This is a genomic window from Burkholderia sp. ABCPW 11, assembly GCF_001523445.1.
Taxonomy (GTDB): Bacteria; Pseudomonadota; Gammaproteobacteria; order Burkholderiales; family Burkholderiaceae; genus Burkholderia.
Genome location: NZ_LOVM01000032.1, coordinates 57504 through 80070 on the forward strand (window position 1 = coordinate 57504; position 22567 = coordinate 80070).

Consider the following 22567-nt stretch of genomic DNA (forward strand, 5'->3'; position numbering starts at 1 on the left):
TCATCTGAACCTGAAGGAGAACAACATGGCTACTGCCAAGAAGAAACCGGCTGCTAAGAAAGTTGCTGCCAAGAAGACCGTTGCGAAGAAGGCCGCTGCTCCGGCGAAGAAGGCCGCAGTGAAGAAGGTTGCTGCGAAGAAGGTCGCGGTGAAGAAGGTTGCCGCGAAGAAGGCAGCACCGGCGAAGAAGGCCGCTGCAAAGAAGGTCGCAGCCAAGAAGGTCGCAACGAAGAAGGTTGCAGCGAAGAAAGTCGCAGTGAAGAAGGTTGCTGCGAAGAAGGCAGCACCGGCCAAGAAGGCCGCTGCGAAGAAGGTTGCAGCGAAGAAAGTCGCAGTGAAGAAGGTTGCTGCGAAGAAGGCCGCACCGGCGAAGAAGGCTGCTGCGAAGAAGGCCGCGCCGGCGAAGAAGGCTGCCGCGAAGAAGGCCGCGCCGGCGAAGAAGGCCGCCGCGAAGAAGGCCGCGCCCGCCAAGAAGGCTGCCCCTGCGAAGAAGGCCGCCGCACCGGCGAAGAAGGCTGCTGCACCGAAGAAGGCCGTCGTGAAGAAGGCTGCGCCGGCAACGACCGCGTCGACCGCATCGGTTGCGCCGGCATCGGGCGTGAAGACCGCGCTCAACCCGGCAGCGGCATGGCCGTTCCCGACCGGCAGCCGTCCGTAATCGCGGCTGAGCAGCATCACCCGGACACTCACGTGGTGTCCGTGGGTTGAGTAGCGCTACTCAATCAATCCCGCCATCTGGCTCAGGTGGCGGGATTTTTTTCGTCCGTCTGGTCGCCGATGGGGCGCCGGTGGGCTGTCCGACGCGAGCGCGGACGAGAACGGGCGGACGAAAAAAAACGCATGTGCGGCTTCGCACATGCGTTCGACTGCGGCTTGCGCCGCGTGCTGAGGATACCCGTCAGTGCGTGACGCGCGTGACGCCGCCGCTCGACAGCAGGCGTACGCGCTCGCCGGCGCGGAACGCTTCGCCGCTTGCCGCCTGCGTGATCGAGCGCAGATCGCCGTTGTCGAGGCGCACGGTGATTTCGACACCGTTCGCCGTGCTGAGGTTTTCGCCGACCGCGTTACCCGCGACCGCACCGACGAGGCCGCCGGCGATCGCCGTCAGGATCGAGCCTTTGCCGCCGCCGATCGCGCTGCCCGCGACCGCGCCGAGCGCGCCGCCGCCGAGCGTGCCGATCGCGCTGCCGCCGCCGTCGGACTGAATGCGCACCGCACGGACGCTTTCGACCGTGCCCATGCGGACCGTCTGTTCGCGCTGCGCCTGGCCGACGCTATAGACATCCGCCGAACCGGGCGCCGTGAAGCAGCCGGCGAGGGTCAGCGTGGCCGTCAGCATGGCCGCAAGCGTGAGGGTTTTTTTCGTCAACATCTTTGCTCTCCCACAATATTCATTTGAGACTGTAACCGAATGCAGTCTCGAAGCGTGCGTCGATTTCGGCGCGCGTCAGTACGTAAGTCTGGGGCCCTTGATGGGCGATCTTGAGCGAGCCCATCAGGCTCGCAAGGCGGCCGGTGGTTGCCCAGTCGAAGCCTTGCTCGATGCCGTACAGCAGGCCACCCCGGAAGGCGTCGCCGCAGCCGGTCGGATCGGCGATGCGCTCTGCCGGCACGACCGGAATCTGTTCCGCACCCTGCTTGTGGCGGATGGTCGCGCCGTGCTCGCCACGCGTGATGACGAGGGCGTCGACCCGGCTGGCGATTTCATCTTCGGACCATCCCGTCTTGTCGCTCACCAGCTTGGCCTCGTAGTCGTTGACCGCAACATAGGTCGCAAGTTCAATGCTGCGGCGCAGCGTCGCACCGTCGAACAGCGGCAGGCCCTGGCCCGGATCGAACACGAACGGCACACCGGCCTGGGCCAGCTCTTCCACGTGCTGCACCATCCCGTCGAAGCCGTCCGGGCCGACGATCGCGAGCTTGATGTCCGGCGCGTCGCCCGCGTGGTTCAGGTGCGATTGCATCATCGCGCCCGGGTGGAACGCCGCGATCTGGTTGTTGTCGAGATCGGTCGTGATCATCGCCTGCGCGGTGTACGTATCGGGCAGCACGCGAACGTGGTCGCGACGCAGGCCGAGATCGTCGAACCGGTCGAGATACGGCTGCGCATCCAGCGCGCCCATCGTGCCCATGATGCGCGCGTCGCCGCCGAGCAGGTGCAGCGCGTACCCGATGTTGCCCGCACAGCCGCCGAATTCGCGACGCATCGTCGGCACGAGGAAGCTCAGGTTGATGAGGTGCACCTGGTCGGGCAGGATGTGCTCGCGGAACCGCCCTTCGAAGGTCATGATGGAGTCGTAGGCGATCGAGCCGCAAATCAGCGTAGCCAAGGTGTGCGTTCCTGTAGAAATGAGGGGCCCTGCGCGACAACGCCGCGCGAAGGGCGCGGCGCGGCAGGGGAAAGCGGAAGAAAGCTTACTTCAGTGCGGCGAGCGCTGCATCGTAGTTCGGCTCGTCCTTGATTTCGCTGACGAGTTCCGCATGGATCACCTTGTCCTGCGCGTCGAGCACGACCACCGCGCGTGCGGTCAGGCCGTTCAGCGGGCCGCTCGTCACGTCGACGCCGTACGCGTTCGCGAACGCGCGGCCGGTGCGGAACGTCGATGCCGTCACGACGTTCTCGAGGCCTTCGGTCGTGCAGAAGCGCGTGGCGGCGAACGGCAGGTCGGCGGACACGACCACCACCACCGTGTTGTCGAGCGACGACGCGGCTTCGTTGAACTTGCGGGTCGACGTCGCGCAGGTCGGCGTGTCGAGGCTCGGCACGATGTTCAGCACCTTGCGCTTGCCGGCGAAGCTGGCGAGCGACAGATCGGCGAGGTCCTTGCCGACCAGCTTGAAATCGGCGGCTTGCGCACCGACGGCCGGGAACGTGCCGGCGAGATCGATCGGGTTGCCACCCAGCGTAACTTTGCTCATGTTCGTGCTCCGAAATAGCGCGCCGCTCGGGCGCGCGGGTTGAGACGGGCGCGCAAGCGCGCCGCGGCGCGTCACGGATAGAAGATCTGGACGCGGAAATTCGAGGCGGGCGTGCCGTTCGTGTCGAGGCGGACGACCATCGTCTGCGTCGTGCCGGGCGGCAGCCCGGCGTCGATCGGCGTGCCCGGGCGCACGTAGTCGCGCGGCGCGAGCACGCGGCGCACGGTGACGTGATTGGTGTCGTCGAGCAGCGTGAGTTCGAGCGACGGGTACGCGAGCGCGACGCGGTAGCGGTTCGTCAGCGGCACCTTCAGTTCGAGCTTGCGCGGGCCGTCGAGCTGGCGCAGGTCGGTCGCGTCGAGCCGCAGCCCGTCGATTGCGCGCGGCGGCGCGACCGTGCAGCCGAGCGGCGCACAGGCCTGCCGGAACCAGCTCTGCGTGACAGGCCAGTAGATCATCAGCGCTTCGCGCTGCCACCACGCCAGTTGCACGACGAGCAGGCCGACCAGCGCGGCCGCGACGAGGCCGCCGAAAAAGCCGCCGAGTATTCCGCGTCGCTGCGGCGCGCGCGTCTCGCGCGTGACGGCGAAGTGCGGACGATCGTCGTCGGTCGGTGCGGCGGGGAACGGGACGGCCGGTTGGACGGCCGGTTCATCGGTTGCCGCTGCGGCCGGGGCCTTGTCGTGTCGGGCGAGGGTGTCGGATTCCGATGCGGCTTCGGCTTCGGCTTCGGCGACGGCCGGTGCGGGCGTGAACGCAAAGCGCGGTTCGCGCGGCGCGCGTTCGTCGTCCGGCACGGCGAAGTGCGCGTGGCCGACGGGTTCGGCCGGTTCGGCGGCGATTTCCGTTTCCGACGGACGGTGGGCGACGAAGCGGGGCTCGCGCGGGTCGCGCTCGACGAGCGAGGGCCCGGCTGCTTCGGTTTCGTGCGGTTCGTGCCGCGTTTGCGGCGAATGCGGTTCGGCCTGTGGCTCGACGGCAGCCGATGAATCGAGCTCGGCCGGAGAGGTCGCGAACGGCGCGGGCGTACCCGACAGGTGGACGACGCCGGCTTCCGTGGACGGGAGCGCGAGCGGTATCAGCGGCTCGGTGCGCACGGTTTCGGCGCTGTGCTGCAGCGACGGATCGACGCCGGCGTCGAGCCACGGCGCCCACATGTCCCAGCCTTCCGACTTGTAATCGGTGCCGGTCGGCAATCCGGCCGGCGCATCGGCGGTGAACAGTCGAACCGGGGCGGCCTGCTGGCGTGCGTCGCTGTCATGCGGCGCGGCAGCCGGTTCCGTCAAGGCCGGTTCGGGCTGCTGCGCGTACTCGGGAACGAGCGATTCGGAAGCGTTGAAGACTTCGTGACAATGCCCGCAGCGCACGAGCCCCTGATGCAGCGAGAGCTGTTCCTGCTGCAGCCGGAAGACGGTTTCGCAATGAGGGCAGCGCGTCGCAAGGAGCATGTCGAGCCGGGCGGCCTGCTGGCCAGAGTGAAGGACAGCGCTATTCTAATGGCTTTCGCGGCGGGTTCCGGCGAGGCATACCCAACCTTCGTGTTCGCGCCAGACCGAGATGTCGACGTAGCGCGCATAAACGGCCGCAACCTCGTCCGCCTGGCGCGCGAGCACGCCCGACAGCGCGATGCGGCCGCCCGGCTTGACCTTCGACGCGAGCATCGATGCCATCAGCTTCAGCGGATTCGACAGGATGTTCGCGACGACGATGTCGAATTCGCCGTCCGGGCATGCATCGGGCAGCCCGTACGTGACTTCCGCCCGGTTGCGTTCGCTGTTCTGGCGCGCCGATTCGACCGCCTGCGGATCGATGTCGATGCCGATCACGGGGTTCGCCCCGCATTTCTTCGCGAGGATCGCGAGGATGCCCGAGCCGCAGCCGTAGTCGAGCACCGACTGGCCGGGCTTCACCGACTGTTCGAGCCATTCCATGCAGAGGCGCGTGGTGGGGTGGCTGCCGGTGCCGAACGCGAGGCCGGGGTCGAGTTCGAGGACGAGCGCATCGGGATCGGGCGCATCGTGCCACGACGGCACGACCCAGATCCGCTCGCCGATCGGGATCGGCTCGAACTGCGATTGCGTGAGCCGCACCCAGTCCTGCTCCTCGACGTCGCGCACGACGAACGCCGGTGTCTCGGCGATGCCGATTTCGTTCGCGGCCGCCGCGAGCAGCACGGCCGGTTCATGGTCGGCCGACAGCAGCGCGACCACGCGCGAGTGCTGCCACGCAGTGCGATCGGGCACGAGGCCCGGCTCGCCGAAGAGCGGCTGTTCGTCGGGCGTGTCGGCGTCGGCATCTTCGACGGACACCGACAGCGCGCCGAGCTCGAGCAGTGCGTCGGACAGGGCCTCCGCATGCTCGCGGGCCAGTTCGACGACGAGTTCGCGATAACCCATGCTTACGCTTCTTCCGGTGCGACCTGCTGCTTCTGTGCGAGCCGGTTTTCGAGGTAATGGATGCTGGTGCCGCCTTCGACGAACTTCGAGTCGATCATCAGCTCGCGATGCAGCGGGATGTTGGTCTGGATGCCTTCGACGACCATTTCCGACAGCGCGATGCGCATCCGACGGATCGCCTGCTCGCGCGTCGCGCCGTAGGTGATCAGCTTGCCGATCATCGAATCGTAGTTCGGCGGCACGAAATAGCCATTGTAGGCGTGCGAGTCGACGCGCACGCCGGGGCCGCCCGGCGTATGCCACGACGTGATCCGGCCCGGCGACGGCGTGAACTTGAACGGATCTTCGGCGTTGATCCGGCATTCGATCGCATGCCCGCGGAACTGGATGTCGCGCTGGCGCAGCGCGAGCTTCTCGCCGGCTGCGATGCGGATCTGTTCCTGCACGATGTCGACGCCGGTGATCAGTTCCGATACCGGGTGCTCGACCTGCACGCGCGTGTTCATCTCGATGAAGTAGAACTCGCCGTTTTCGTACAGGAATTCGAAGGTGCCCGCGCCGAGGTAGCCCATCTTCTTGCACGCGTCTGCGCAGCGGTCGCCGATGCGGTCGATCAGGCGGCGCGGAATGCCGGGCGCCGGCGCTTCCTCGATCACCTTCTGGTGGCGGCGCTGCATCGAGCAGTCGCGCTCGCCGAGCCAGATCGCGTTCTTGTGCGCGTCCGACAGCACCTGGATCTCGATGTGGCGCGGGTTCTCGAGGAACTTCTCCATGTACACCTGCGGGTTGCCGAACGCACGGCCGGCTTCCTCGCGGGTCATGTTGACCGCGTTGACGAGCGCGGCCTCGGTGTGCACGACGCGCATCCCGCGCCCGCCGCCGCCGCCCGCCGCCTTGATGATGACCGGATAGCCGATCGCGCGCGCAATCTTGACGATCTCCTTCGGATCTTCCGGCAATGCGCCTTCCGAGCCCGGCACGCACGGCACGCCGGTCTTGATCATCGTCTGCTTCGCGGTGACCTTGTCGCCCATCATGCGGATCGTTTCCGGACGCGGGCCGATGAACGTGAAGCCCGACTGCTCGACGCGCTCCGCGAAATCGGCGTTCTCCGACAGGAAGCCGTAGCCGGGGTGGATCGCCTCGGCATCGGTCACTTCCGCGGCGCTGATCAGCGCCGGCATGTTCAGGTAGCTCAGGTTCGACGGGGCCGGGCCGATACAGACGGCTTCGTCCGCGAGGCGCACGTACTTGGCTTCCTTGTCGGCTTCCGAGTAGACGACCACCGTCTTGACGCCGAGTTCGCGGCACGCGCGCTGGATGCGCAGCGCGATTTCACCGCGGTTGGCAATGAGGATTTTTTCAAACATAGCGAGTATTCGTCTCTTCGAGGGGCGCGCGAGCGGCGCCTGGCGAGCATCGGCGGCGCGCGGCGGCAGGGCCGCGCGGCGGGCTTAGCCGATCACGAAAAGCGGCTGGCCGTATTCGACGGCCTGGCCGTTCTCGACGAGGATTTCCTTGATCACGCCGGCCTTGTCCGACTCGATCTCGTTGAGCAGCTTCATCGCTTCGATGATGCAGATCGTCTGGCCTTCCTTGACCGTGTCGCCGGCCTGCACGAACGGGTCGGCGCCCGGCGACGGCGCGCGATAGAACGTGCCGACCATCGGCGACGTCACGACGTGGCCCTGCGGGGCGGCCGGTGCGGCCGGGGCGCCGGCTGCCGGCGCCGCCGCTGCACCATCGGTCGGCAGCGCGGCCGACGGCGCCGGCGCGCTGACTTGCGGGGCATACCCAGCCGTCGGCTGCACGTAGACCGGCGGCGCGTTCTTGACGATGCGCACCTTGCCTTCGCCTTCCGTCACTTCCAGCTCGGAGATGCCGGATTCGGAAACGAGGTCGATCAGAGTTTTCAGCTTACGAAGATCCATCGGGAATTCCCCTTTCAATACGTGAAAGCGCCGGTTAGGGGCCGGCGCTGAATCTAGATCGCGAAATCAGCCGCGCGACGCGCCTTGCAGCTTGTCCAGCGCGTACTCGAGCGCGTACAGATAACCTTTCCAGCCGAGCCCGCAGATCACGCCTTCGGCCTGGTCGGAAAAGTAGGAGTGGTGCCTGAACGCTTCGCGGCGATGCACGTTCGACAAGTGAACCTCGACGAACGGGATGCCGACGCCGGCGATCGCGTCCCGGATCGCAACGCTCGTATGCGTATACGCGGCCGGATTGATCAGGATGAAATCGGTCTGTTCCTCCCGCGCGGCCTGGATGCGGTCGACCAGCGCGCCTTCATGGTTGCTCTGGAACGACGACAGTTCGGCGCCGGCTTCCCGGGCGCGCGCGGCAAGCGCCTGATCGATCTGCGCGAGCGTGACGCGGCCATACACCTCCGGTTCCCGGGTGCCGAGAAGGTTCAGGTTGGGGCCGTGCAGCACCAGCAATCGTGTCATGGTCGCTTCTATTTCTGCGGAATTGCGCGAACTTTAGCGCTATTTAGAGAAATTTGTCTAGTTTTGCCGAACGGCCGGGCGCGCGGGCCCTGCAAGAATTACCGGTGTCGATGCGCAGGATCGGCGAATTCACGCGAAATTGCGGCGATCGACCTGCAAATCGCCGTCAACGCGCAGGCCGCCATTCGCGCCGATTACAGCGCGTCGAGCGTCTTTTTCAGCTCGGCCGGCTGGATTTGTCCCAATTTTGTCTCGCGCACCTTGCCGGTTTCGTCGATGACGACGGTAAACGGCAGCGCACCGGCGGTATTTCCGAAATTTCGGGCCAGATCGGCGCCCGCATAGCCGCTGACGAAGACCGGATAGTCAACCTTCACCTTCTGCAGGAAGTTCTTCACGTTCTGCTCGGAATCGACGCCGATCCCGACGAAACGGATGCCTTTCTGTTTGTACTGGTGCGACAGCGCCACGAGCTCGGGCATCTCCTCGACGCACGGGCCGCACCACGACGCCCAGAAGTTGACGACGACTTTCTGGCCCTTGAACGCGGCCAGCGTGGCCGGCTTGCCGTCGATGCCGGTGAGCGACGACGCCCACAGCTGGTCGACCGGGTTGCCGTGGGCGGCCGGCGCCGCGACGGCGACGCCGTCGTCGGCAGTGCCGCGGAACCAGTGGCCGGCGGCAATCCCGCCGGCGACGGCGGCGGCCGCGACCACCGCGAGCGCCAACATGCGTTTCATCATCATCGTTGAATCATTCCGGTTCGGAAGGGGCCTGGCTCGCGTCGACGAGCGCGCGCAGCGCGGCGGCATCCGCGCGGGCGACGCGCCCGCGCGCGTCGGCCTTCACCGCGCCGCGCAGATCGTCGCTCGCATAGAGCGCGAGATGGATGCCGATCGCGTCCATGTCGCGTCGCGGGCGCCACAGGAAACTGAGCGTCTCGACGTCGCCGCGGCCCGCGAAATGCCGCGTCTCCGACACGTCGTACTGGACGTTCTGGTTCAGCAGGTAGATCGCGACGTCCTTCGGGTTGTCGGTGAATGCCTGCAAATGGATATCCGAATGCGCGTTCGCGGTGCCGTTCAGCACGGCGCCCGTCACATAAGGATGGAACTCGGCGAGCCGGCGCATCCAGTCGAGCGCGATCTCGCGCAGGCGGCGCAGTTCGTCCGGCTGCGTGTCGCTCTGGAACAGCGCGAGGTACTCGCGCAGTTCTTCCTCGATCTGGTCGTTATCCGGCAGCCATTCGCCGGCAACGCGCGAATCGCCCAGCAACTGGCGCGCGGCCTTGCGCTTCGCGCCGGCGTAGTCCTGGCCATCCTCCGCGATCAGGCGGGCGGCTGACTGGGCGATTTCCTCGCGGACGCGCCGCGGGTCGACAAGAGGTTTGCGAGACATGATCCGGCAATCATACTCGATCGTCGCGGCGCCCGAGCACGGGTGCGGCGGCCCGCCGCCCGAGGGCGCCGGCACCGTTCGCGTGCATCGTTCGGGCCGCCGGGCATCGCAAGCCGTCAGTTACAATACTGCTCTTTGTGTCGCGGCCAGGTCGTTGGCCGGGCGCCGGCCGCACGGCCTCGCCGGCGCGCCGCACACGCATCCTTTCCGAATCGACGGCGCCCGGCGGCGCGAAAGCATTCATCTATGCACATCCACATTCTTGGCATCTGCGGCACCTTCATGGGCGGTCTCGCCGTACTCGCACGCGAGGCGGGCCACACGGTGACGGGTTGCGACGCGGGCGTCTATCCGCCGATGAGCACGCAGCTCGAGGCGCAGGGCATCGCGCTGACCGAGGGCTACGGCGCCGAGCAGATCGACCTGAAACCGGACCTGTTCGTGATCGGCAACGTCGTCACGCGCGGCAATCCGCTGATGGAGGCGATCCTCGATCGCGGCCTGCCTTACGTGTCGGGCCCGCAGTGGCTCGGCGAGCACGTGCTCGCCGGCAAATGGGTGCTCGCGGTCGCGGGCACGCACGGCAAGACGACCACGTCGTCGATGCTCGCGTGGCTGCTGGAAGACGCGGGGCTGAACCCGGGCTTCCTGATCGGCGGCGTGCCGCTGAACTTCGGCGTGTCCGCGCGGCTCACCGATTCGAGCTTCTTCGTGATCGAGGCCGACGAGTACGACACGGCCTTCTTCGACAAGCGCTCGAAATTCGTGCACTACCGGCCGCGCACCGCGGTGCTGAACAACCTCGAATTCGATCACGCCGACATCTTCCCCGATCTCGCCGCGATCGAGACGCAATTCCATCATCTCGTGCGTACCGTGCCCGGCGTCGGGCGGATCGTCGCCAACGGTCGGTCGGATGCGCTCGAGCGCGTGCTGGCGCGCGGCTGCTGGAGCGAGGTCGAGCGCTTCGGCGTCGACGGCGGCTGGCAGGCGCTGCCGGCGGAGGACGGCGTGCCGGTCGACGAACGCTTCGCGGTGTATTCCCGCGCCGAGCGCGTCGGCGAAGTCGCGTGGCAGGTGCAGGGCGAGCACAACCGGATGAACGCGCTCGCGGCGATCGCCGCCGCGCGCCACGTCGGCGTGCCGCCCGCGCAGGCGGCTGCGTCGCTCGCATCGTTCCGCAACGTGAAGCGGCGCATGGAAGTGCGCGGCAGCGTCGACGGCGTGACCGTCTACGACGACTTCGCGCATCACCCGACCGCGATCGACACCACGATCGCCGGGCTTCGTGCGCGGATCGGTCGCCAAAACGCGCGCATCCTCGCGGTGCTCGAGCCGCGCTCGAACACGATGAAGCTCGGCGTGATGAAGTCGCAATTGCCGGCGAGCCTTGCCGATGCCGATCTCGTGTTCGGCTACGGCGCGCCGACCGGGCGCGATGCGCTCGGCTGGAATCTCGCCGAGGCGCTCGCGCCGCTCGGCGAGCGCGCGCGCGCATTCGACGATCTGCATCTCCTGGTGAAGGCGGTGGTCGAGGCCGCACGTCCGGGCGACCACGTGCTCGTGATGAGCAACGGCGGCTTCGGCGGCGTGCACCAGAAGCTGCTCGACGCGCTCGGGAGCCGCACGTGATCCTGTATCTGCACGGCTTCCGGTCGTCGCCGGAATCGCAGAAATCGCGGCTGCTCGCCGCGCGCATGGCCGAACTCGGCCGCGCCGGCGAGTGGCGGTGCCCGTCGCTGTCGGTGTCGCCGCTCGAGGCGATCGCGGTCGCCGAGGCCGAGGTCGCGGGGGCGGCCGACGTCACTGTCATCGGCAGCTCGCTCGGCGGCTATTACGCGACGTGGCTCGCGGAAAAACACGGGTGGAAGGCGGTGCTGCTGAATCCGGCCATCGTCCCGCAGCGCGACCTCGAACAGTATCTCGGCGAACAGCCGCTGTGGCACGGCGGTGGCACGATCGTCGTCGAGCGTCGCCACCTGCAGGAACTCGACGCGCTGCGCGTGCCGGCGATCACGCGCGCCGACCGCTACTATCTGTTCGCGGCGACCGGCGACGAAGTGCTCGATTATCGCGAGATGCTTGCCCATTACCCGGGCGCGAAAACCCGCGTGATCGACGGCAGCGATCACGGAATCAGCGAATTTGCCGACTATGTCGACGACGTTCTCGCGTTTTGCGACGGAAAGACGTCATAAACCGGCCGTGTGCCGATCGAATTCCCATCATCATGCGGCGCCGCCGACGCGGCGCCCGGCAGTCTGAACGAGAGTACTGAGTGAACGTTTTCTTCGAGGAATCGGGCAGTTTCAAGGCGGGCAGCGTGCTGTCGCGCCAGGGCGACGCATTTCAGGTCGAGTTGCCCGGCGGGCGGCGCGCGAAGGTGCGCGCGAAAGACGTGCTGATCGAATTCGACAAGCCGGCAGCGGGCGAGCTGATGCAGGAGGCCGACACGGCCGCGCAGCAGATCGACCTGGACTTCCTGTGGGAATGCGCGCCGGCCGACGAGTTCGCGTACACGGCGCTCGCCGCCGAGTACTTCGGCGCGACGTACGGCCCGGTCGAGCGCGCGGCGCTCGTGCTGCGGCTGCACGGCTCGCCCGTCTATTTCCGCCGCAAGGGGCGCGGCCAGTACCAGCGCGCGCCGGAAGAGCAGCTCAAGATGGCGCTCGCCTCGCTCGAGCGCAAGCGCCAGCAGGCGCTCGTGCAGGCGCAGTATGAAGAGGAACTGAAGGCCGGCAAGCTGCCGGAAGCGTTCGCGGGCAAGGTGCTCGGGCTGCTGACGCGGCCGGACAAGAATTCGATCGAATACAAGGCGATGGAAGCAGCGGCCGGCGCGCGCGGCGTATCGCCGGCGCGGCTGATGCTCGACTGCGGCGGCATCGAGTCGCCGCGGGCGCTGCACGAAGCGCGCTTTCTCGCGGAATTCTTCCCGCACGGCACGGGCTTTCCGCCCGTCACGGTCGGCCCGCTGCCGGACGACCTGCCGCGCGCGAACGTCGAGGCGTTCTCGATCGACGACATCACGACCACCGAAATCGACGACGCATTTTCGGTCGAGCACCTGTCCGACGGCCGGGTGCGGATCGGCGTGCACATCGCGGCGCCTGCGCTCGGCATCGTGCGCGGCGATCCGGTCGATGCGATCGCGCGCGCGCGCCTGTCGACCGTCTACATGCCGGGCGACAAGATCACGATGCTGCCGGACGACGTCGTCGACGTGTTCACGCTGAAAGAGGGCGATTACCGCCCGGCGCTGTCGCTGTACATCATCGTCAACCGCGAGACGCAGGACATCGTCGCGAACGAGACGCGCGCCGAGCTCGTCTTCGTGAAGAACAACCTGCGCCACAACACGCTCGACGAGCTCGTCACCGAGGAGACGCTCGCGGCCGGCACCGGCGACTATCCGCACAAGGACGACATCGCCGTGCTGTGGCCGCTCGCGCAGGCGCTGTTCGAGAAGCGCCAGGTCGCGCGTGCGGGCTACGGCCTGAAGCGCGAGGTGCAGCGCAACACCGACTACAACTTCTACGTCGAAGGCGAGCACGTGACGATCACGCCGCGCCGCCGCGGCTCGCCGCTCGACCTGATCGTGTCGGAGCTCGCGATTCTCGCGAACTCGACCTGGGGCGCGTTCCTGCACGATCACACGGTGCCGGGCATCTATCGTTCGCAGCGCGGCTTCGGCGCGCCGGGCCCGAAGCGCACGCGGATGCAGACGACGGCCGCGCCGCACGAAGGCCTCGGCGTCGCGCAATACGCGTGGAGCACGTCGCCGCTGCGCCGCTACGTCGACCTCGTGAATCAATGGCAACTGCTCGCGTGCGTGCAGCACGGCGTCACCGCGAAGCTCGCGGCGCCGTTCAAGCCGAAGGACGCCGACCTGTACGCGGTCGTGCAGGGTTTCGACGATACGTATACGGCTTACGCCGACTACCAGCGCCGGATGGAGTACTTCTGGTGCCTGCGCTGGCTCGCGCAGGAGCAGAAGAAGCAGGTCGTCGCGAGCGTCGTGAAGGGCGATCTCGTGCGCCTCGAGGAAATTCCGCTGCTGCTGCACGTGCCGGGGCTCGGCGTGCATGCGCGCGGCACGCGCGTGCTGCTCGACGTGATGTCGCTCGACGAGCTGACGATCGAGGCGTCGGTGCGCCTGCTGAACGTGCTCGACGCGCCGACCGTGACGAGCGGCGACGCGGCCGACGAAGAGGATGACGCCGAGGGCGGCGACGATACGCTGGTCGACGCGGAAGACGCGTCGGCGCAAGCCGAGGCCGAAGCGCTGGCCGAATCGGGCGACGATGCGGCGGCGGAGGGCGGCGAAGCCACGAGCGGCAACGACGGCGAAGAGGGGCGCGCATCATGAACGCAGCGGCGTCGTCGAGCGGCGTCGACCGCTATGTCGTGTTCGGCAACCCGGTGGCGCACAGCAAGTCGCCGTTCATCCACGCGCAATTCGCCGCGCAGACCGGCGAGCCGATCGAGTACACGCACCGGCTCGCGCCGGTCGACGGTTTCGAGGCCGCCGTGCGCGCGTTCGTCGCCGAAGGCGGTCGCGGCGCGAACGTGACGGTGCCGTTCAAGCTCGACGCGCATGCGCTCGCCGACACGCTGTCGCCGCGCGCGGCGGCGGCGGGCGCGGTGAACACGCTGCGTATCGACGCCGACGGCCGTCTTCACGGCGACAACACCGACGGCGTCGGCCTCGTGCGCGACATCGAAGCGAATCTCGGCGTGTCGCTCGCGGGCGCGCGCATTCTGCTGCTCGGCGCGGGCGGCGCCGCGCGCGGTGTCGTGCTGCCGCTGCTCGACCGCGCGCCGCTGTCGATCGACATCGTGAACCGCACCGCGAGCAAGGCCGAAGCGCTCGTCGGCCAGTTCATGCAGGCCGCGCACGATGCGGGCTGCCTGCTCGCGGGCGGCGGCCCCGGCGTCGTGCGGGCCGAACCGTACGACGTGGTGATCAATGCGACGGCCGGCAGCCTCGACGCCGCGCTGCCGGAATGCGACGCCGCCGCGTTCGGCGCCGGTACGCTCGCGTACGACATGATGTACGGCGCGCAGCCGACCGTGTTCATGCAGCACGCGGCGTCGCTCGGCGCACGCACGGCCGACGGGCTCGGGATGCTGGTCGAGCAGGCGGCCGAATCGTTCTTCATCTGGCGCGGCGTGCGGCCGGACGGCGCACCGGTGCTGGCCGCGCTGCGCCAGGCGCTCGCGGCGAGCTGAACGGAGCGCGGCACGTGGCGGCGGTGAGCGGCACGCAGCGCACGCGGACGACGAGCCTCGCTCGCTGGATCGTCTATGCGGGATCGGTGTTCGCGGGCGCATGGCTCGCGACGCAACTGTTCTATCTCGCGCAGATCGCGCTGTGGTCGTTCGTGAACCCGGGCTCGACCGCGTTCATGCGCACCGACGCGTGGTGGCTGTCGCGCGACACGCCGCCCGCGCAGATCCGGCACCAGTGGGTGCCGTACGACCAGATCTCGCGCAACCTGAAGCGTGCGCTGATCGCGTCCGAAGATTCGACCTTCGCGACCAACAACGGCTACGACGTCGACGCGATCCTGCAGGCGTGGGAGAAGAACAAGGCGCGCGGCCGGATCGTCGCGGGCGGCTCGACGATCACGCAGCAGCTCGCGCGCAACCTGTTCCTGTCGCGCGAGAAGAGCTACATCCGCAAGGGGCAGGAGCTGATCATCACGTGGATGCTCGAGACGGTGCTCGACAAGGAGCGCATCTTCGAGATCTACCTGAATTCGGTCGAGTGGGGGCGCGGCGTGTACGGCGCCGAAGCGGCCGCACGCTATTACTACAGGATTCCCGCGAGCCGGCTCGGCGCGTGGCAGTCGGCGCGTCTCGCGGTGATGCTGCCGAAGCCGCGCTGGTTCGATGCGCATCGCGGCTCGGCGTACCAGGCGCAGCGTGCGGCAGTCATCGCGCGCCGGATGGGCGCGGCCGAGCTGCCGCAATCCGAGTAAGCGGCGCGTCCGCGCCGCTGCATTGTCCGTTTCGCCGCCGACGCGCGATTGGTGCGCTGCAGCGGATTCGTGTCGCCGCCATTTCGGGCCGCATCCTTTAGACGAATCCGTCTATTTCTCTCGACTGAGCAATGCCGGCGACCGTGCGATTTTGTTGGCCCGCAGCGCATGAAATCCATGCTTTTCGAGTCTTCGCGGGTCAACGCGAAAGTCGATGAAAGCGACGTGAAATGCAACGTTTCGCGAATCGAAGCATTCCTGAAAGGTGTGCGCCGCACCGCCCACGCGCCAAATATTTCAAAATTTTTCAAAGCTGACGGGCTCGCGTATATTGGCCAGCGCCTCGGCTTATCGGCCGCAATCGAGGCGGGGGGCGGCTTATCCGGCTGCTCGACACAAAAAACATCCGAGAGAAGGAACGCAACGATGCCAGCGAGCAAAGCGAAGCTGTTGTTGGGGGTGGTGTGTTCTTCGCTGATTCTGACGGCCTGCAACGACGACGTGACGTCGTCCGCTGCTGCAAGCGCCGCCAATTCGGCCGATCCCGCCGGTCAGGTCGACCGCGCGTACAACGATCCCAACAGTTATTCGTCGAGCGCGAACGCGTCGCTCGACGCATCCGCCGCGGTCGAAAAAGCCGCCGTCACGCACCATCAGATCACGCTGAACGGCAAGACGATCCGCTACACGGCCACCGCCGGCCACCTCGTCGCACACAATCCGCAGACGGGCGCGCCCGAAGCGTCATTCTTCTATGTCGCGTACACGGCCGACAACCAGCCCGCGGCGAAGCGGCCCGTCACGTTCCTGTACAACGGCGGCCCGGGCTCGGCCTCGGTGTGGCTGCACCTCGGTTCGTTCGGCCCGCGCCGGATCCAGACCGGCGACCCGAACGCGAACACGTCGACGTTCCCGTTCGTCGACAACCAGGAAACGCTGCTCGACACGACCGACCTCGTGTTCGTCGATGCGATCGGCACCGGCTTCTCGGAAGCGATCGCGCCGAACACGAACCAGACGTTCTGGGGCGTCGACCAGGATGCCGGCGCGTTCCGCGATTTCGTGACGCGCTACCTGAGCGTGAACCAGCGCAACGATTCGCCGAAATACCTGTTCGGCGAATCGTACGGCACGCCGCGCACCGACGTGCTCGCGAACCTGCTCGAGACGGCCGGCGTGAAGCTCGACGGCATCGTGCTGCAATCGTCGATCCTGAACTACAACACGAACTGCGACATGGCGAGCGACTATGTCGGCAACTCGAACAACGGCGCGAGCCCGGTGAGCTGCGCCGGCTTCGTGCCGTCGTACGGCACGGTCGGCGCGTATTACCAGCTGGACAACCCCAATCCGTCGAATCTGCCGCAGTATGCGGACCAGATGCGCCTGCTGACGGCCGGCAGCTACGCGCCTGCCGTGAACGCGTATCTGGCGAGCCACACGCCGCCGCCGCCGAATCTCGTCACGACGATGGCGAATTCGACCGGCGTGAAGCGGGCGCTGTGGAATGCGGACTTCAACGTGGTCCCGACCTTCTTCGACAACAGCTTCCAGCTGTCGCTGGTCCCGGGCACGCTGATCGGCCGCTACGACGCACGCGTGAACGTGCCCGTGTCGAGCCCGCTCGCGGCCGACGGCGATCCGTCCAGTTCGTTCATCACGAAGCCGTTCACGGACACGATCGGCAGCTACCTGCCGAACGAGCTGAAGTACACCGCGCAGTCGGCCTACTCGGTGAGCAGCAATGCGATCAACACGTGGGACTGGACGCACGACGGTCTGGCGATGCCCGACACGATCCCCGATCTGGCCGCGGCGCTGACACTGAATCCGCAGTTGAAGGTGCTGTCGCTGAACGGGTATCACGACATCGCGACGCCGTTCTACCAGACCGAGCTCGACCTCGCGCGGCTCGGGACGCAACCGAACCTGACGATCAAGGACTATCAGGGCGGGCACATGGTTTATCTCGACGATACGTCGCGTCCGCAGGAGAAAGCCGATCTCGTGACCTTCTACAGCGCGGCCGCGCACTGATTGCGCCACGTCGGCGACGGGCGCCCCCGGCGGCGCCGCTCGCCGGCCGTCGACCTCATTCCAGACTGGAGCCTGACATGAAGAATCGTTTCATCGTCGTTGCCGCGGCGCTCGCATGCGTCGGCGCCGCAGCATCCCTCTCCGCGTTCGCGCAGGCGAGCGACGCCGCCGCGCCGGCGCGTGCGCGCCAGGCGCAGCTCGGCGATCCGTACGTGCCGCCGGCCGCCCGCCATCCGACCGCCGGCACGCAAACGACCGGCGCCGCGCTGCATGCGCAGGTGGTGCGCAAGCTCGCGCGGCAGTTCAGCGCGGCCGATACGCAGAACACGGGTTCGATCACCGAGTCGCAGGCGCGCGCGGCCGGCCTCGGCTATGTCGCGAACCACTTCCGGCAGATCGACGCGGGCGGCAACGGTCGCGTGTCGTTTGCCGACGTGCAGCGCTACATGCAGACGCGCGACACGAGCCAGCAGTAAGCGCGGGACGCGTCGGACAAACGGGGGCGGAGCCTGCGACGCGGCGGGTTTTCCGCCCCCGTGCGCATGGCGTGGCCGCCGCGTCGAGCCCGCGGCCGATTTCGTCCCAATCTCATTATCTGGACAACGCATTCAAATATTGGAGACGAGTGCGTGCGCTCCTACAATCCGAAGCACATCGACAGCTTCGGACCCACGCATCGCGCGGCGCCCGTCGCACACGGAGACACCTTCCATGAAGTTCGCCGGGCGCTTTACTCGGTGCATCGACCGCCGCCACGCCGCAGCACCGGACGCAGTTCCGGCGCCGCGCGTGCGGCTTCACCGATTCCGTTGAAGAAGCCCGCCCCATGACCAAGATGCCAGATTCCCTTGCCCTCGACGCCCGGCGCGCGATGCCGGTCAATGCGTCGCTGACCGACAGCATCGGCGCGACCAGCACGCCGCTCGACCTCGCCGCGCAGCAGGCCGGCACGCAGACGCTGCTGCGCGGCCTCGCGATCCTCGAGGCGATCGCCAACGGCGCGCGCGACATGCGCGCGATCGGCGCCGCGCTCGGCACGACGCGCAGCACGACGCACCGGCTCGTCAGCAGCCTCGTGCAGGCGCGCTATCTGCGCCAGGTGCAGGGCGGCTACCTGCTCGGCCCGAAGCTGATCGAGCTGGGCACGATCGCGCTCGAGCAGATGCCGCTCACCGCGGTGGCGCGTCCGCATCTGGAAGCGCTCGCGGAAGCGACGCTCGACACGATTCACCTCGGCGTGCGCGACGGCGACGACGTGTTGTACATCGACAAGATTCCCGGCACGCGCGGCCTCGAGATGCGCTCGCGCGTCGGCCACCGGATGCCGCTGGCGTCGACCGGCATCGGCAAGGCGATGATGCTCGACCTCGATCCGGACCTGTGGCGCTCGCTGTTCGAAGCCGCGCGGCGCGCGCTGGCCGGCGTCAACTTCAAGCCCGACAACCGGCCCGAGACGAGCGCGTTCCTGCAGCGCATGGCCCATTACGCGGCCGGCGGCTATACGTTCGATCTAGAGGAAAACGAGGCGTCGATCCGCTGCGTGGCCGCGCCGATCCGCGATGCGTCGGGCGCGATCGTCGCGGCCGTGTCGGTCGCGAGCACGATTCCGTACATGCCGCACGACCGCATGGACGAACTGATTCCGCTCGTGCAGCGCGAAGCGCGAGCCATTTCCGCGGAGCTGGGCTGGAGCCCGCCGCAGGGTACCCGCAGGATCAAACGATGACGACTTCGACCCGGCCCGTTCCGGATGCCAGCTCCGCCTCCCCGTCGCTGATCGCGCTCGACTGGGGCACCACGTCGCTGCGCGCGTATCTGTTCGACGCGCACGGCGTGCCGATCGACACGCGCAGCCGGGCGGCCGGCGTGATGCACGTGCCGGGCGGCGGCGCGCGTGCGTTCGACGCGGTGTTCGAGGAAGCGTGCGGCGACTGGCTCGACCGTGCGCCCGGCCTGCCGGTGCTCGCCGCCGGCATGGTCGGCAGCGCGCAGGGCTGGCGCGAGGCGCCGTACGTCGCGGTGCCGGCCGGCGCCGACGCGCTCGTCGCGGGCCTCATCACGGTGACGACGGCGCGCGGCGCGACGGTCTCGATCGTGCCGGGCGTGATCGCGACGGGCGAATTGCCCGACGTGATGCGCGGTGAAGAAACGCAGATCGTCGGCGCGCTCGCGAGCGACCCGACGCTTGGCGCCGATCGTTCAGGGGTCCTGATCGGCTTGCCGGGCACGCATGCGAAATGGGCGTGGGTGAAGGACGGGCTGATCGAGCGCTTCCAGACCTTCATGACCGGCGAGCTGTTCGCGGTGCTGCGCGATCACACGATCCTCGGCCGCACGATGCGAACGGGCGCGTCGCCCGACCGCGACGCGTTCGTGCGCGGCGTATCGGTCGCACGCGGCGCGCAACACACGGGGCTGCTCGCGACGATTTTCAGCACGCGCACGCTGGGGCTGACCGACCGGCTCGCGCCCGATGCGCAGGGCGACTACCTGTCCGGCTTGCTGATCGGCCACGAGCTGAATGCGCTCGATGCAATGCTCGCGGAGCGCGGCATCGCGCTCGCGAACCAGCCGCTGCTGCTGATCGGCGACGACGGCTTGTGCTCGCGCTACGTCGATGCGCTCCAGGTATTCGGCCATGCGCATGCGCGCGTCGCCGCGCATGCGACCGAGCTCGGCCTGTGGCGGATCGCGTCGCGCGCCGGGCTCGTGCGCGCGGACGGCAAACCCGTCTGCGCCGACCACTGAACACTGAACCGCTTGCAGAGGAATCCTCGATGCCGTCCGACCTGACATTGCCCGCGCCGTACACGCCCCACGCCGCATTGATGCGCGCGTTCGACGCGTGTCCGCTGATCGCGATCATGCGCGGCATCACGCCCGCCGAAGCGGCCGATCACGGCCGCGCGCTGTACGACGCCGGCTTCCGGATCGTCGAGGTGCCGCTCAACTCGCCGGACCCGTTCGACAGCATCGCGGCGCTGCGGCGCGCGTTGCCGGACGACGCGATCGTCGGTGCGGGCACCGTGCTGCGCGCCGAGTACGTCGACCGCGTGCAGGACGCGGGCGGCGCGCTGATCGTGATGCCGCACAGCGACGCAGCCGTGATCCGCCGCGCACGCGAGCGCGGGCTGGCGAGCGCGCCGGGCGTCGCGACGCCGACCGAAGCGTTCGCGGCGCTGACGAACGGCGCCGACGTGCTGAAGATGTTCCCGGCCGAGCAACTCGGCGTGACGGTCGTGAAGGCGTGGCGCGCGGTGATCGACCGCGCGGTGCCGCTGATTCCGGTCGGCGGGATCGCGCCGGACAACATGCGGCCGTTCCTCGACGCCGGCGCGAATGGCTTCGGGCTCGGTTCGGCGCTGTATCGCCCCGGCCAGTCGGCCGACACGACCGCGGCGAATGCGCGTGCGTTCCAGGCCGGCTTGCGCGTCGCGCGCGGCGGAGCCGCATGATGGGCCGCCTCGCGGGCAAGGTCGCGATGGTGACGGGCGCGGGCCGAGGCATCGGCGCCGCGATCGCGCGCGCGTTCGTGCGCGAAGGCGCGGCCGTCGCGCTCGTCGATCTCGACTTCCCGCAGGCGCAGCACACGGCCGCCGCGATTGCACACGAATGCGAGGGCGCGCGCGTGCTGCCGCTGCAGGCGGACGTCGCGCGGCAGCAGGCGGTGCGCGACGCGCTCGCGCAGACCGAAGCGGCGTTCGGCCCGCTCGACGTGCTCGTGAACAACGCTGGCATCAACGTGTTCGCCGATCCGTTGACGATGACCGACGACGACTGGCGGCGCTGCTTCGCGGTCGATCTCGACGGCGTATGGCATGGCTGCCGCGCGGCGCTGGAGGGCATGGTCGAGCGCGGGTGCGGCAGCATCGTGAACATCGCGTCGACGCATGCATTCAGGATCATCCCGGGCTGCTTTCCGTACCCGGTCGCGAAGCACGGCGTGCTGGGGCTCACGCGGGCGCTCGGCATCGAATACGCGGCGCGCAACGTGCGCGTGAACGCGATCGCGCCGGGCTACATCGAGACGCAGCTGACGCGCGACTGGTGGGACGCGCAGCCCGATCCGGCCGCCGCGCGCGCCGAGACGCTCGCGCTGCAGCCGATGAAGCGGATCGGCCGCCCGGAGGAGGTCGCGATGACGGCCGTGTTCCTGGCGTCCGACGAGGCGCCGTTCATCAATGCCGCGTGCATCACCGTCGATGGCGGGCGCGCGGCGCTGTATCACGACTGACGCAACGATTCGAAAGACCGCACGTGCGACGGCCGCGCGCATGCTGCGTCGAAACCAACAAGCGGCTGCATCCTGTTCGATGAAAACAAGGAGACACTGGAGATGAAACGCAGAACGTTCGTAACGCTGGCCGCTGCGGCCGCGGTGGTGATGGGCAGCCCGGTCGCGCACGCGGCCGACCCGGTCAAGATCGGCTTCCTGGTGAAGCAGCCTGAAGAGCCGTGGTTCCAGGACGAATGGAAATTCGCCGAGATCGCCGCGAAGCAGAAGGGCTTCACGCTCGTGAAGATCGGCGCGCCGTCCGGCGAGAAGGTGATGAGCGCGATCGACAACCTGTCCGCGCAGAAGGCGCAGGGCTTCATCATCTGCACGCCCGACGTGAAGCTCGGGCCGGGCATCGTCGCGAAGGCGAAGTCGCACAACCTGAAGATGATGACGGTCGACGACCGCCTCGTCGACGGCGCGGGCAAGCCGATCGAGGCGGTGCCGCACATGGGGATCTCCGCGTACAACATCGGCAAGCAGGTCGGCGACGGCATCGCGGCCGAGATCAAGAAGCGCGGCTGGGACATGAAGGACGTCGGCGCGATCGACATCACCTACGAGCAGTTGCCGACCGCGCACGACCGCACGAGCGGCGCGACCGACGCGCTGGTCGCCGCCGGCTTCCCGAAGGCGAACGTGATCGCGGCGCCGCAGGCGAAGACCGACACCGAAAACGCGTTCAACGCGGCGAACATCGCGCTCACGAAGAATCCGCAGTTCAAGCACTGGGTCGCGTACGGCCTGAACGACGAGGCCGTGCTCGGCGCGGTGCGCGCGGCCGAAGGGCGCGGCTTCAAGGCCGACAACATGATCGGCATCGGCATCGGCGGTTCCGATTCGGCGTTGAACGAGTTCAAGAAGCCGCAGCCGACGGGCTTCTACGGCACCGTGATCATCAGCCCGAAGCGCCACGGCGAGGAAACCTCGGACCTGATGTACGCGTGGATCACGCAGGGCAAGGCGCCGCCGCCGCTGACGCTGACGACGGGCATGCTCGCGACGCGCGAGAACGTGGCGAAGGTGCGCGAGGAGATGGGGCTCGCGTCGAAGTAAGCGGCCCGCCGGCTGCCGCGGCGACGCGGCGGCCGGCGGTCGATCGATCTGGAA

The 22567-nt window shown here is 68.0% G+C and carries 23 protein-coding genes; 13 read left to right on the top strand and 10 right to left on the bottom strand.

Translation table 11 applies throughout. The features are described 5' to 3' along the window. Positions 1-25: 25 nt before the first annotated feature. On the top strand, positions 26-658 hold the full coding sequence (locus WS61_RS13455) for a histone H1-like repetitive region-containing protein (RefSeq protein WP_034206353.1): 633 nt from the start codon (positions 26-28) through the stop codon (positions 656-658). Positions 659-898: 240 nt separating this feature from the next. Here the strand turns inward: WS61_RS13455 and WS61_RS13460 are convergent, their stop codons facing one another. The 10 genes from WS61_RS13460 to WS61_RS13505 all read right to left on the bottom strand — a co-directional run bounded on the left by WS61_RS13460 (position 899) and on the right by WS61_RS13505 (position 9163). Next, on the bottom strand, positions 899-1372 hold the full coding sequence (locus WS61_RS13460) for a glycine zipper 2TM domain-containing protein (protein ID WP_006476977.1): 474 nt from the start codon (positions 1370-1372) through the stop codon (positions 899-901). A gap of 19 nt (positions 1373-1391) precedes the next feature. Next, a complete protein-coding gene (locus tag WS61_RS13465) occupies positions 1392-2330 on the bottom strand; it encodes a carbohydrate kinase family protein (protein ID WP_059500931.1) in 939 nt (312 codons plus the stop codon). A gap of 85 nt (positions 2331-2415) precedes the next feature. Continuing rightward, complete coding sequence (gene tpx / locus WS61_RS13470; RefSeq protein ID WP_059500932.1) at positions 2416-2919, bottom strand: thiol peroxidase; 504 nt, start codon at positions 2917-2919, stop codon at positions 2416-2418. A gap of 71 nt (positions 2920-2990) precedes the next feature. Further along, entirely contained in the window at positions 2991-4367 is a 1377-nt protein-coding gene (locus tag WS61_RS13475; RefSeq protein ID WP_059500933.1) for a zinc-ribbon and DUF3426 domain-containing protein, read from the bottom strand. Positions 4368-4412: 45 nt separating this feature from the next. Then, entirely contained in the window at positions 4413-5315 is a 903-nt protein-coding gene (gene prmA / locus WS61_RS13480) for a 50S ribosomal protein L11 methyltransferase (protein ID WP_059500934.1), read from the bottom strand. A 2-nt stretch (positions 5316-5317) separates the two neighbouring features. After that, positions 5318-6685, bottom strand: a complete 1368-nt coding sequence (gene accC, locus WS61_RS13485; RefSeq protein WP_059500935.1) for an acetyl-CoA carboxylase biotin carboxylase subunit — start codon at positions 6683-6685, stop codon at positions 5318-5320. Positions 6686-6769: 84 nt separating this feature from the next. Next, a complete protein-coding gene (accB, locus tag WS61_RS13490; RefSeq protein ID WP_034206358.1) occupies positions 6770-7246 on the bottom strand; it encodes an acetyl-CoA carboxylase biotin carboxyl carrier protein in 477 nt (158 codons plus the stop codon). Positions 7247-7312: 66 nt separating this feature from the next. Then, positions 7313-7765: a type II 3-dehydroquinate dehydratase gene (gene aroQ, locus WS61_RS13495; RefSeq protein WP_027783493.1), complete on the bottom strand. Its 453-nt coding sequence runs from the start codon at positions 7763-7765 to the stop codon at positions 7313-7315. A 194-nt stretch (positions 7766-7959) separates the two neighbouring features. Next, positions 7960-8511, bottom strand: coding sequence for a TlpA disulfide reductase family protein (locus WS61_RS13500; protein ID WP_059500936.1), 552 nt, complete (start codon positions 8509-8511; stop codon positions 7960-7962). 7 nt (positions 8512-8518) lie between these two features. Next, positions 8519-9163, bottom strand: coding sequence for a hypothetical protein (locus WS61_RS13505; protein ID WP_059500937.1), 645 nt, complete (start codon positions 9161-9163; stop codon positions 8519-8521). Between the two features lie 246 nt (positions 9164-9409). Here WS61_RS13505 and mpl point away from each other — a divergent pair, with 246 nt between their 5' ends. The 12 genes from mpl to WS61_RS13565 all read left to right on the top strand — a co-directional run bounded on the left by mpl (position 9410) and on the right by WS61_RS13565 (position 22513). Beyond that, positions 9410-10795 carry a UDP-N-acetylmuramate:L-alanyl-gamma-D-glutamyl-meso-diaminopimelate ligase gene (mpl, locus tag WS61_RS13510; protein ID WP_059500938.1) on the top strand — a complete coding sequence of 462 codons (1386 nt, stop codon included), beginning with the start codon at positions 9410-9412 and terminating at the stop codon, positions 10793-10795. Continuing rightward, positions 10792-11361: a YqiA/YcfP family alpha/beta fold hydrolase gene (locus WS61_RS13515; RefSeq protein WP_059500939.1), complete on the top strand. Its 570-nt coding sequence runs from the start codon at positions 10792-10794 to the stop codon at positions 11359-11361. Before mpl ends, WS61_RS13515 begins: the two co-directional genes overlap by 4 nt. Before the next feature lie 80 nt (positions 11362-11441). Continuing rightward, the gene (locus WS61_RS13520) at positions 11442-13529 is read left to right on the top strand and encodes a ribonuclease catalytic domain-containing protein (protein WP_059500940.1); all 2088 of its coding nucleotides are present in this window, start codon (positions 11442-11444) and stop codon (positions 13527-13529) included. After that, positions 13526-14392 (top strand): shikimate dehydrogenase, encoded by an 867-nt coding sequence (aroE, locus tag WS61_RS13525; RefSeq protein ID WP_059500941.1) that lies wholly within the window; start codon positions 13526-13528, stop codon positions 14390-14392. The genes WS61_RS13520 and aroE overlap by 4 nt, the downstream gene beginning before the upstream one ends. A 14-nt stretch (positions 14393-14406) precedes the next feature. Then, positions 14407-15144, top strand: coding sequence for a monofunctional biosynthetic peptidoglycan transglycosylase (mtgA, locus tag WS61_RS13530; RefSeq protein ID WP_059500942.1), 738 nt, complete (start codon positions 14407-14409; stop codon positions 15142-15144). 426 nt (positions 15145-15570) lie between these two features. Next, complete coding sequence (locus WS61_RS13535; RefSeq protein WP_059500943.1) at positions 15571-17181, top strand: S10 family peptidase; 1611 nt, start codon at positions 15571-15573, stop codon at positions 17179-17181. Positions 17182-17258: 77 nt separating this feature from the next. Then, entirely contained in the window at positions 17259-17657 is a 399-nt protein-coding gene (locus WS61_RS13540) for an EF-hand domain-containing protein (protein WP_059500944.1), read from the top strand. 350 nt (positions 17658-18007) lie between these two features. Continuing rightward, the gene (locus WS61_RS13545) at positions 18008-18907 is read left to right on the top strand and encodes an IclR family transcriptional regulator (RefSeq protein ID WP_034206368.1); all 900 of its coding nucleotides are present in this window, start codon (positions 18008-18010) and stop codon (positions 18905-18907) included. Further along, positions 18904-19929 (top strand): 2-dehydro-3-deoxygalactonokinase, encoded by a 1026-nt coding sequence (locus tag WS61_RS13550; protein ID WP_059500945.1) that lies wholly within the window; start codon positions 18904-18906, stop codon positions 19927-19929. The genes WS61_RS13545 and WS61_RS13550 overlap by 4 nt, the downstream gene beginning before the upstream one ends. 29 nt (positions 19930-19958) lie before the next feature. After that, positions 19959-20636 (top strand): 2-dehydro-3-deoxy-6-phosphogalactonate aldolase, encoded by a 678-nt coding sequence (locus WS61_RS13555; protein ID WP_059500946.1) that lies wholly within the window; start codon positions 19959-19961, stop codon positions 20634-20636. Further along, positions 20636-21415 carry an SDR family oxidoreductase gene (locus WS61_RS13560; protein ID WP_059501109.1) on the top strand — a complete coding sequence of 260 codons (780 nt, stop codon included), beginning with the start codon at positions 20636-20638 and terminating at the stop codon, positions 21413-21415. Before WS61_RS13555 ends, WS61_RS13560 begins: the two co-directional genes overlap by 1 nt. 102 nt (positions 21416-21517) lie before the next feature. Continuing rightward, entirely contained in the window at positions 21518-22513 is a 996-nt protein-coding gene (locus tag WS61_RS13565) for an arabinose ABC transporter substrate-binding protein (protein ID WP_059500947.1), read from the top strand. The last annotated feature ends 54 nt before the right edge of the window (positions 22514-22567 follow it).

Bases quoted from the DNA above. Each gene is read 5' to 3' on its own strand.
- WS61_RS13455 (WP_034206353.1), top strand. From the start codon at position 26: ATGGCTACTGCCAAGAAGAAACCGGCTGCTAAGAAAGTTGCTGCCAAG.
- WS61_RS13460 (WP_006476977.1), bottom strand. From the start codon at position 1,372: ATGTTGACGAAAAAAACCCTCACGCTTGCGGCCATGCTGACGGCCACG.
- tpx (WP_059500932.1), bottom strand. From the start codon at position 2,919: ATGAGCAAAGTTACGCTGGGTGGCAACCCGATCGATCTCGCCGGCACG.
- WS61_RS13475 (WP_059500933.1), bottom strand. From the start codon at position 4,367: ATGCTCCTTGCGACGCGCTGCCCTCATTGCGAAACCGTCTTCCGGCTG.
- prmA (WP_059500934.1), bottom strand. From the start codon at position 5,315: ATGGGTTATCGCGAACTCGTCGTCGAACTGGCCCGCGAGCATGCGGAG.
- accC (WP_059500935.1), bottom strand. From the start codon at position 6,685: ATGTTTGAAAAAATCCTCATTGCCAACCGCGGTGAAATCGCGCTGCGC.
- accB (WP_034206358.1), bottom strand. From the start codon at position 7,246: ATGGATCTTCGTAAGCTGAAAACTCTGATCGACCTCGTTTCCGAATCC.
- aroQ (WP_027783493.1), bottom strand. From the start codon at position 7,765: ATGACACGATTGCTGGTGCTGCACGGCCCCAACCTGAACCTTCTCGGC.
- WS61_RS13500 (WP_059500936.1), bottom strand. From the start codon at position 8,511: ATGATGATGAAACGCATGTTGGCGCTCGCGGTGGTCGCGGCCGCCGCC.
- WS61_RS13505 (WP_059500937.1), bottom strand. From the start codon at position 9,163: ATGTCTCGCAAACCTCTTGTCGACCCGCGGCGCGTCCGCGAGGAAATC.
- mpl (WP_059500938.1), top strand. From the start codon at position 9,410: ATGCACATCCACATTCTTGGCATCTGCGGCACCTTCATGGGCGGTCTC.
- aroE (WP_059500941.1), top strand. From the start codon at position 13,526: ATGAACGCAGCGGCGTCGTCGAGCGGCGTCGACCGCTATGTCGTGTTC.
- WS61_RS13535 (WP_059500943.1), top strand. From the start codon at position 15,571: ATGCCAGCGAGCAAAGCGAAGCTGTTGTTGGGGGTGGTGTGTTCTTCG.
- WS61_RS13540 (WP_059500944.1), top strand. From the start codon at position 17,259: ATGAAGAATCGTTTCATCGTCGTTGCCGCGGCGCTCGCATGCGTCGGC.
- WS61_RS13545 (WP_034206368.1), top strand. From the start codon at position 18,008: ATGACCAAGATGCCAGATTCCCTTGCCCTCGACGCCCGGCGCGCGATG.
- WS61_RS13550 (WP_059500945.1), top strand. From the start codon at position 18,904: ATGACGACTTCGACCCGGCCCGTTCCGGATGCCAGCTCCGCCTCCCCG.
- WS61_RS13555 (WP_059500946.1), top strand. From the start codon at position 19,959: ATGCCGTCCGACCTGACATTGCCCGCGCCGTACACGCCCCACGCCGCA.
- WS61_RS13560 (WP_059501109.1), top strand. From the start codon at position 20,636: ATGGGCCGCCTCGCGGGCAAGGTCGCGATGGTGACGGGCGCGGGCCGA.
- WS61_RS13565 (WP_059500947.1), top strand. From the start codon at position 21,518: ATGAAACGCAGAACGTTCGTAACGCTGGCCGCTGCGGCCGCGGTGGTG.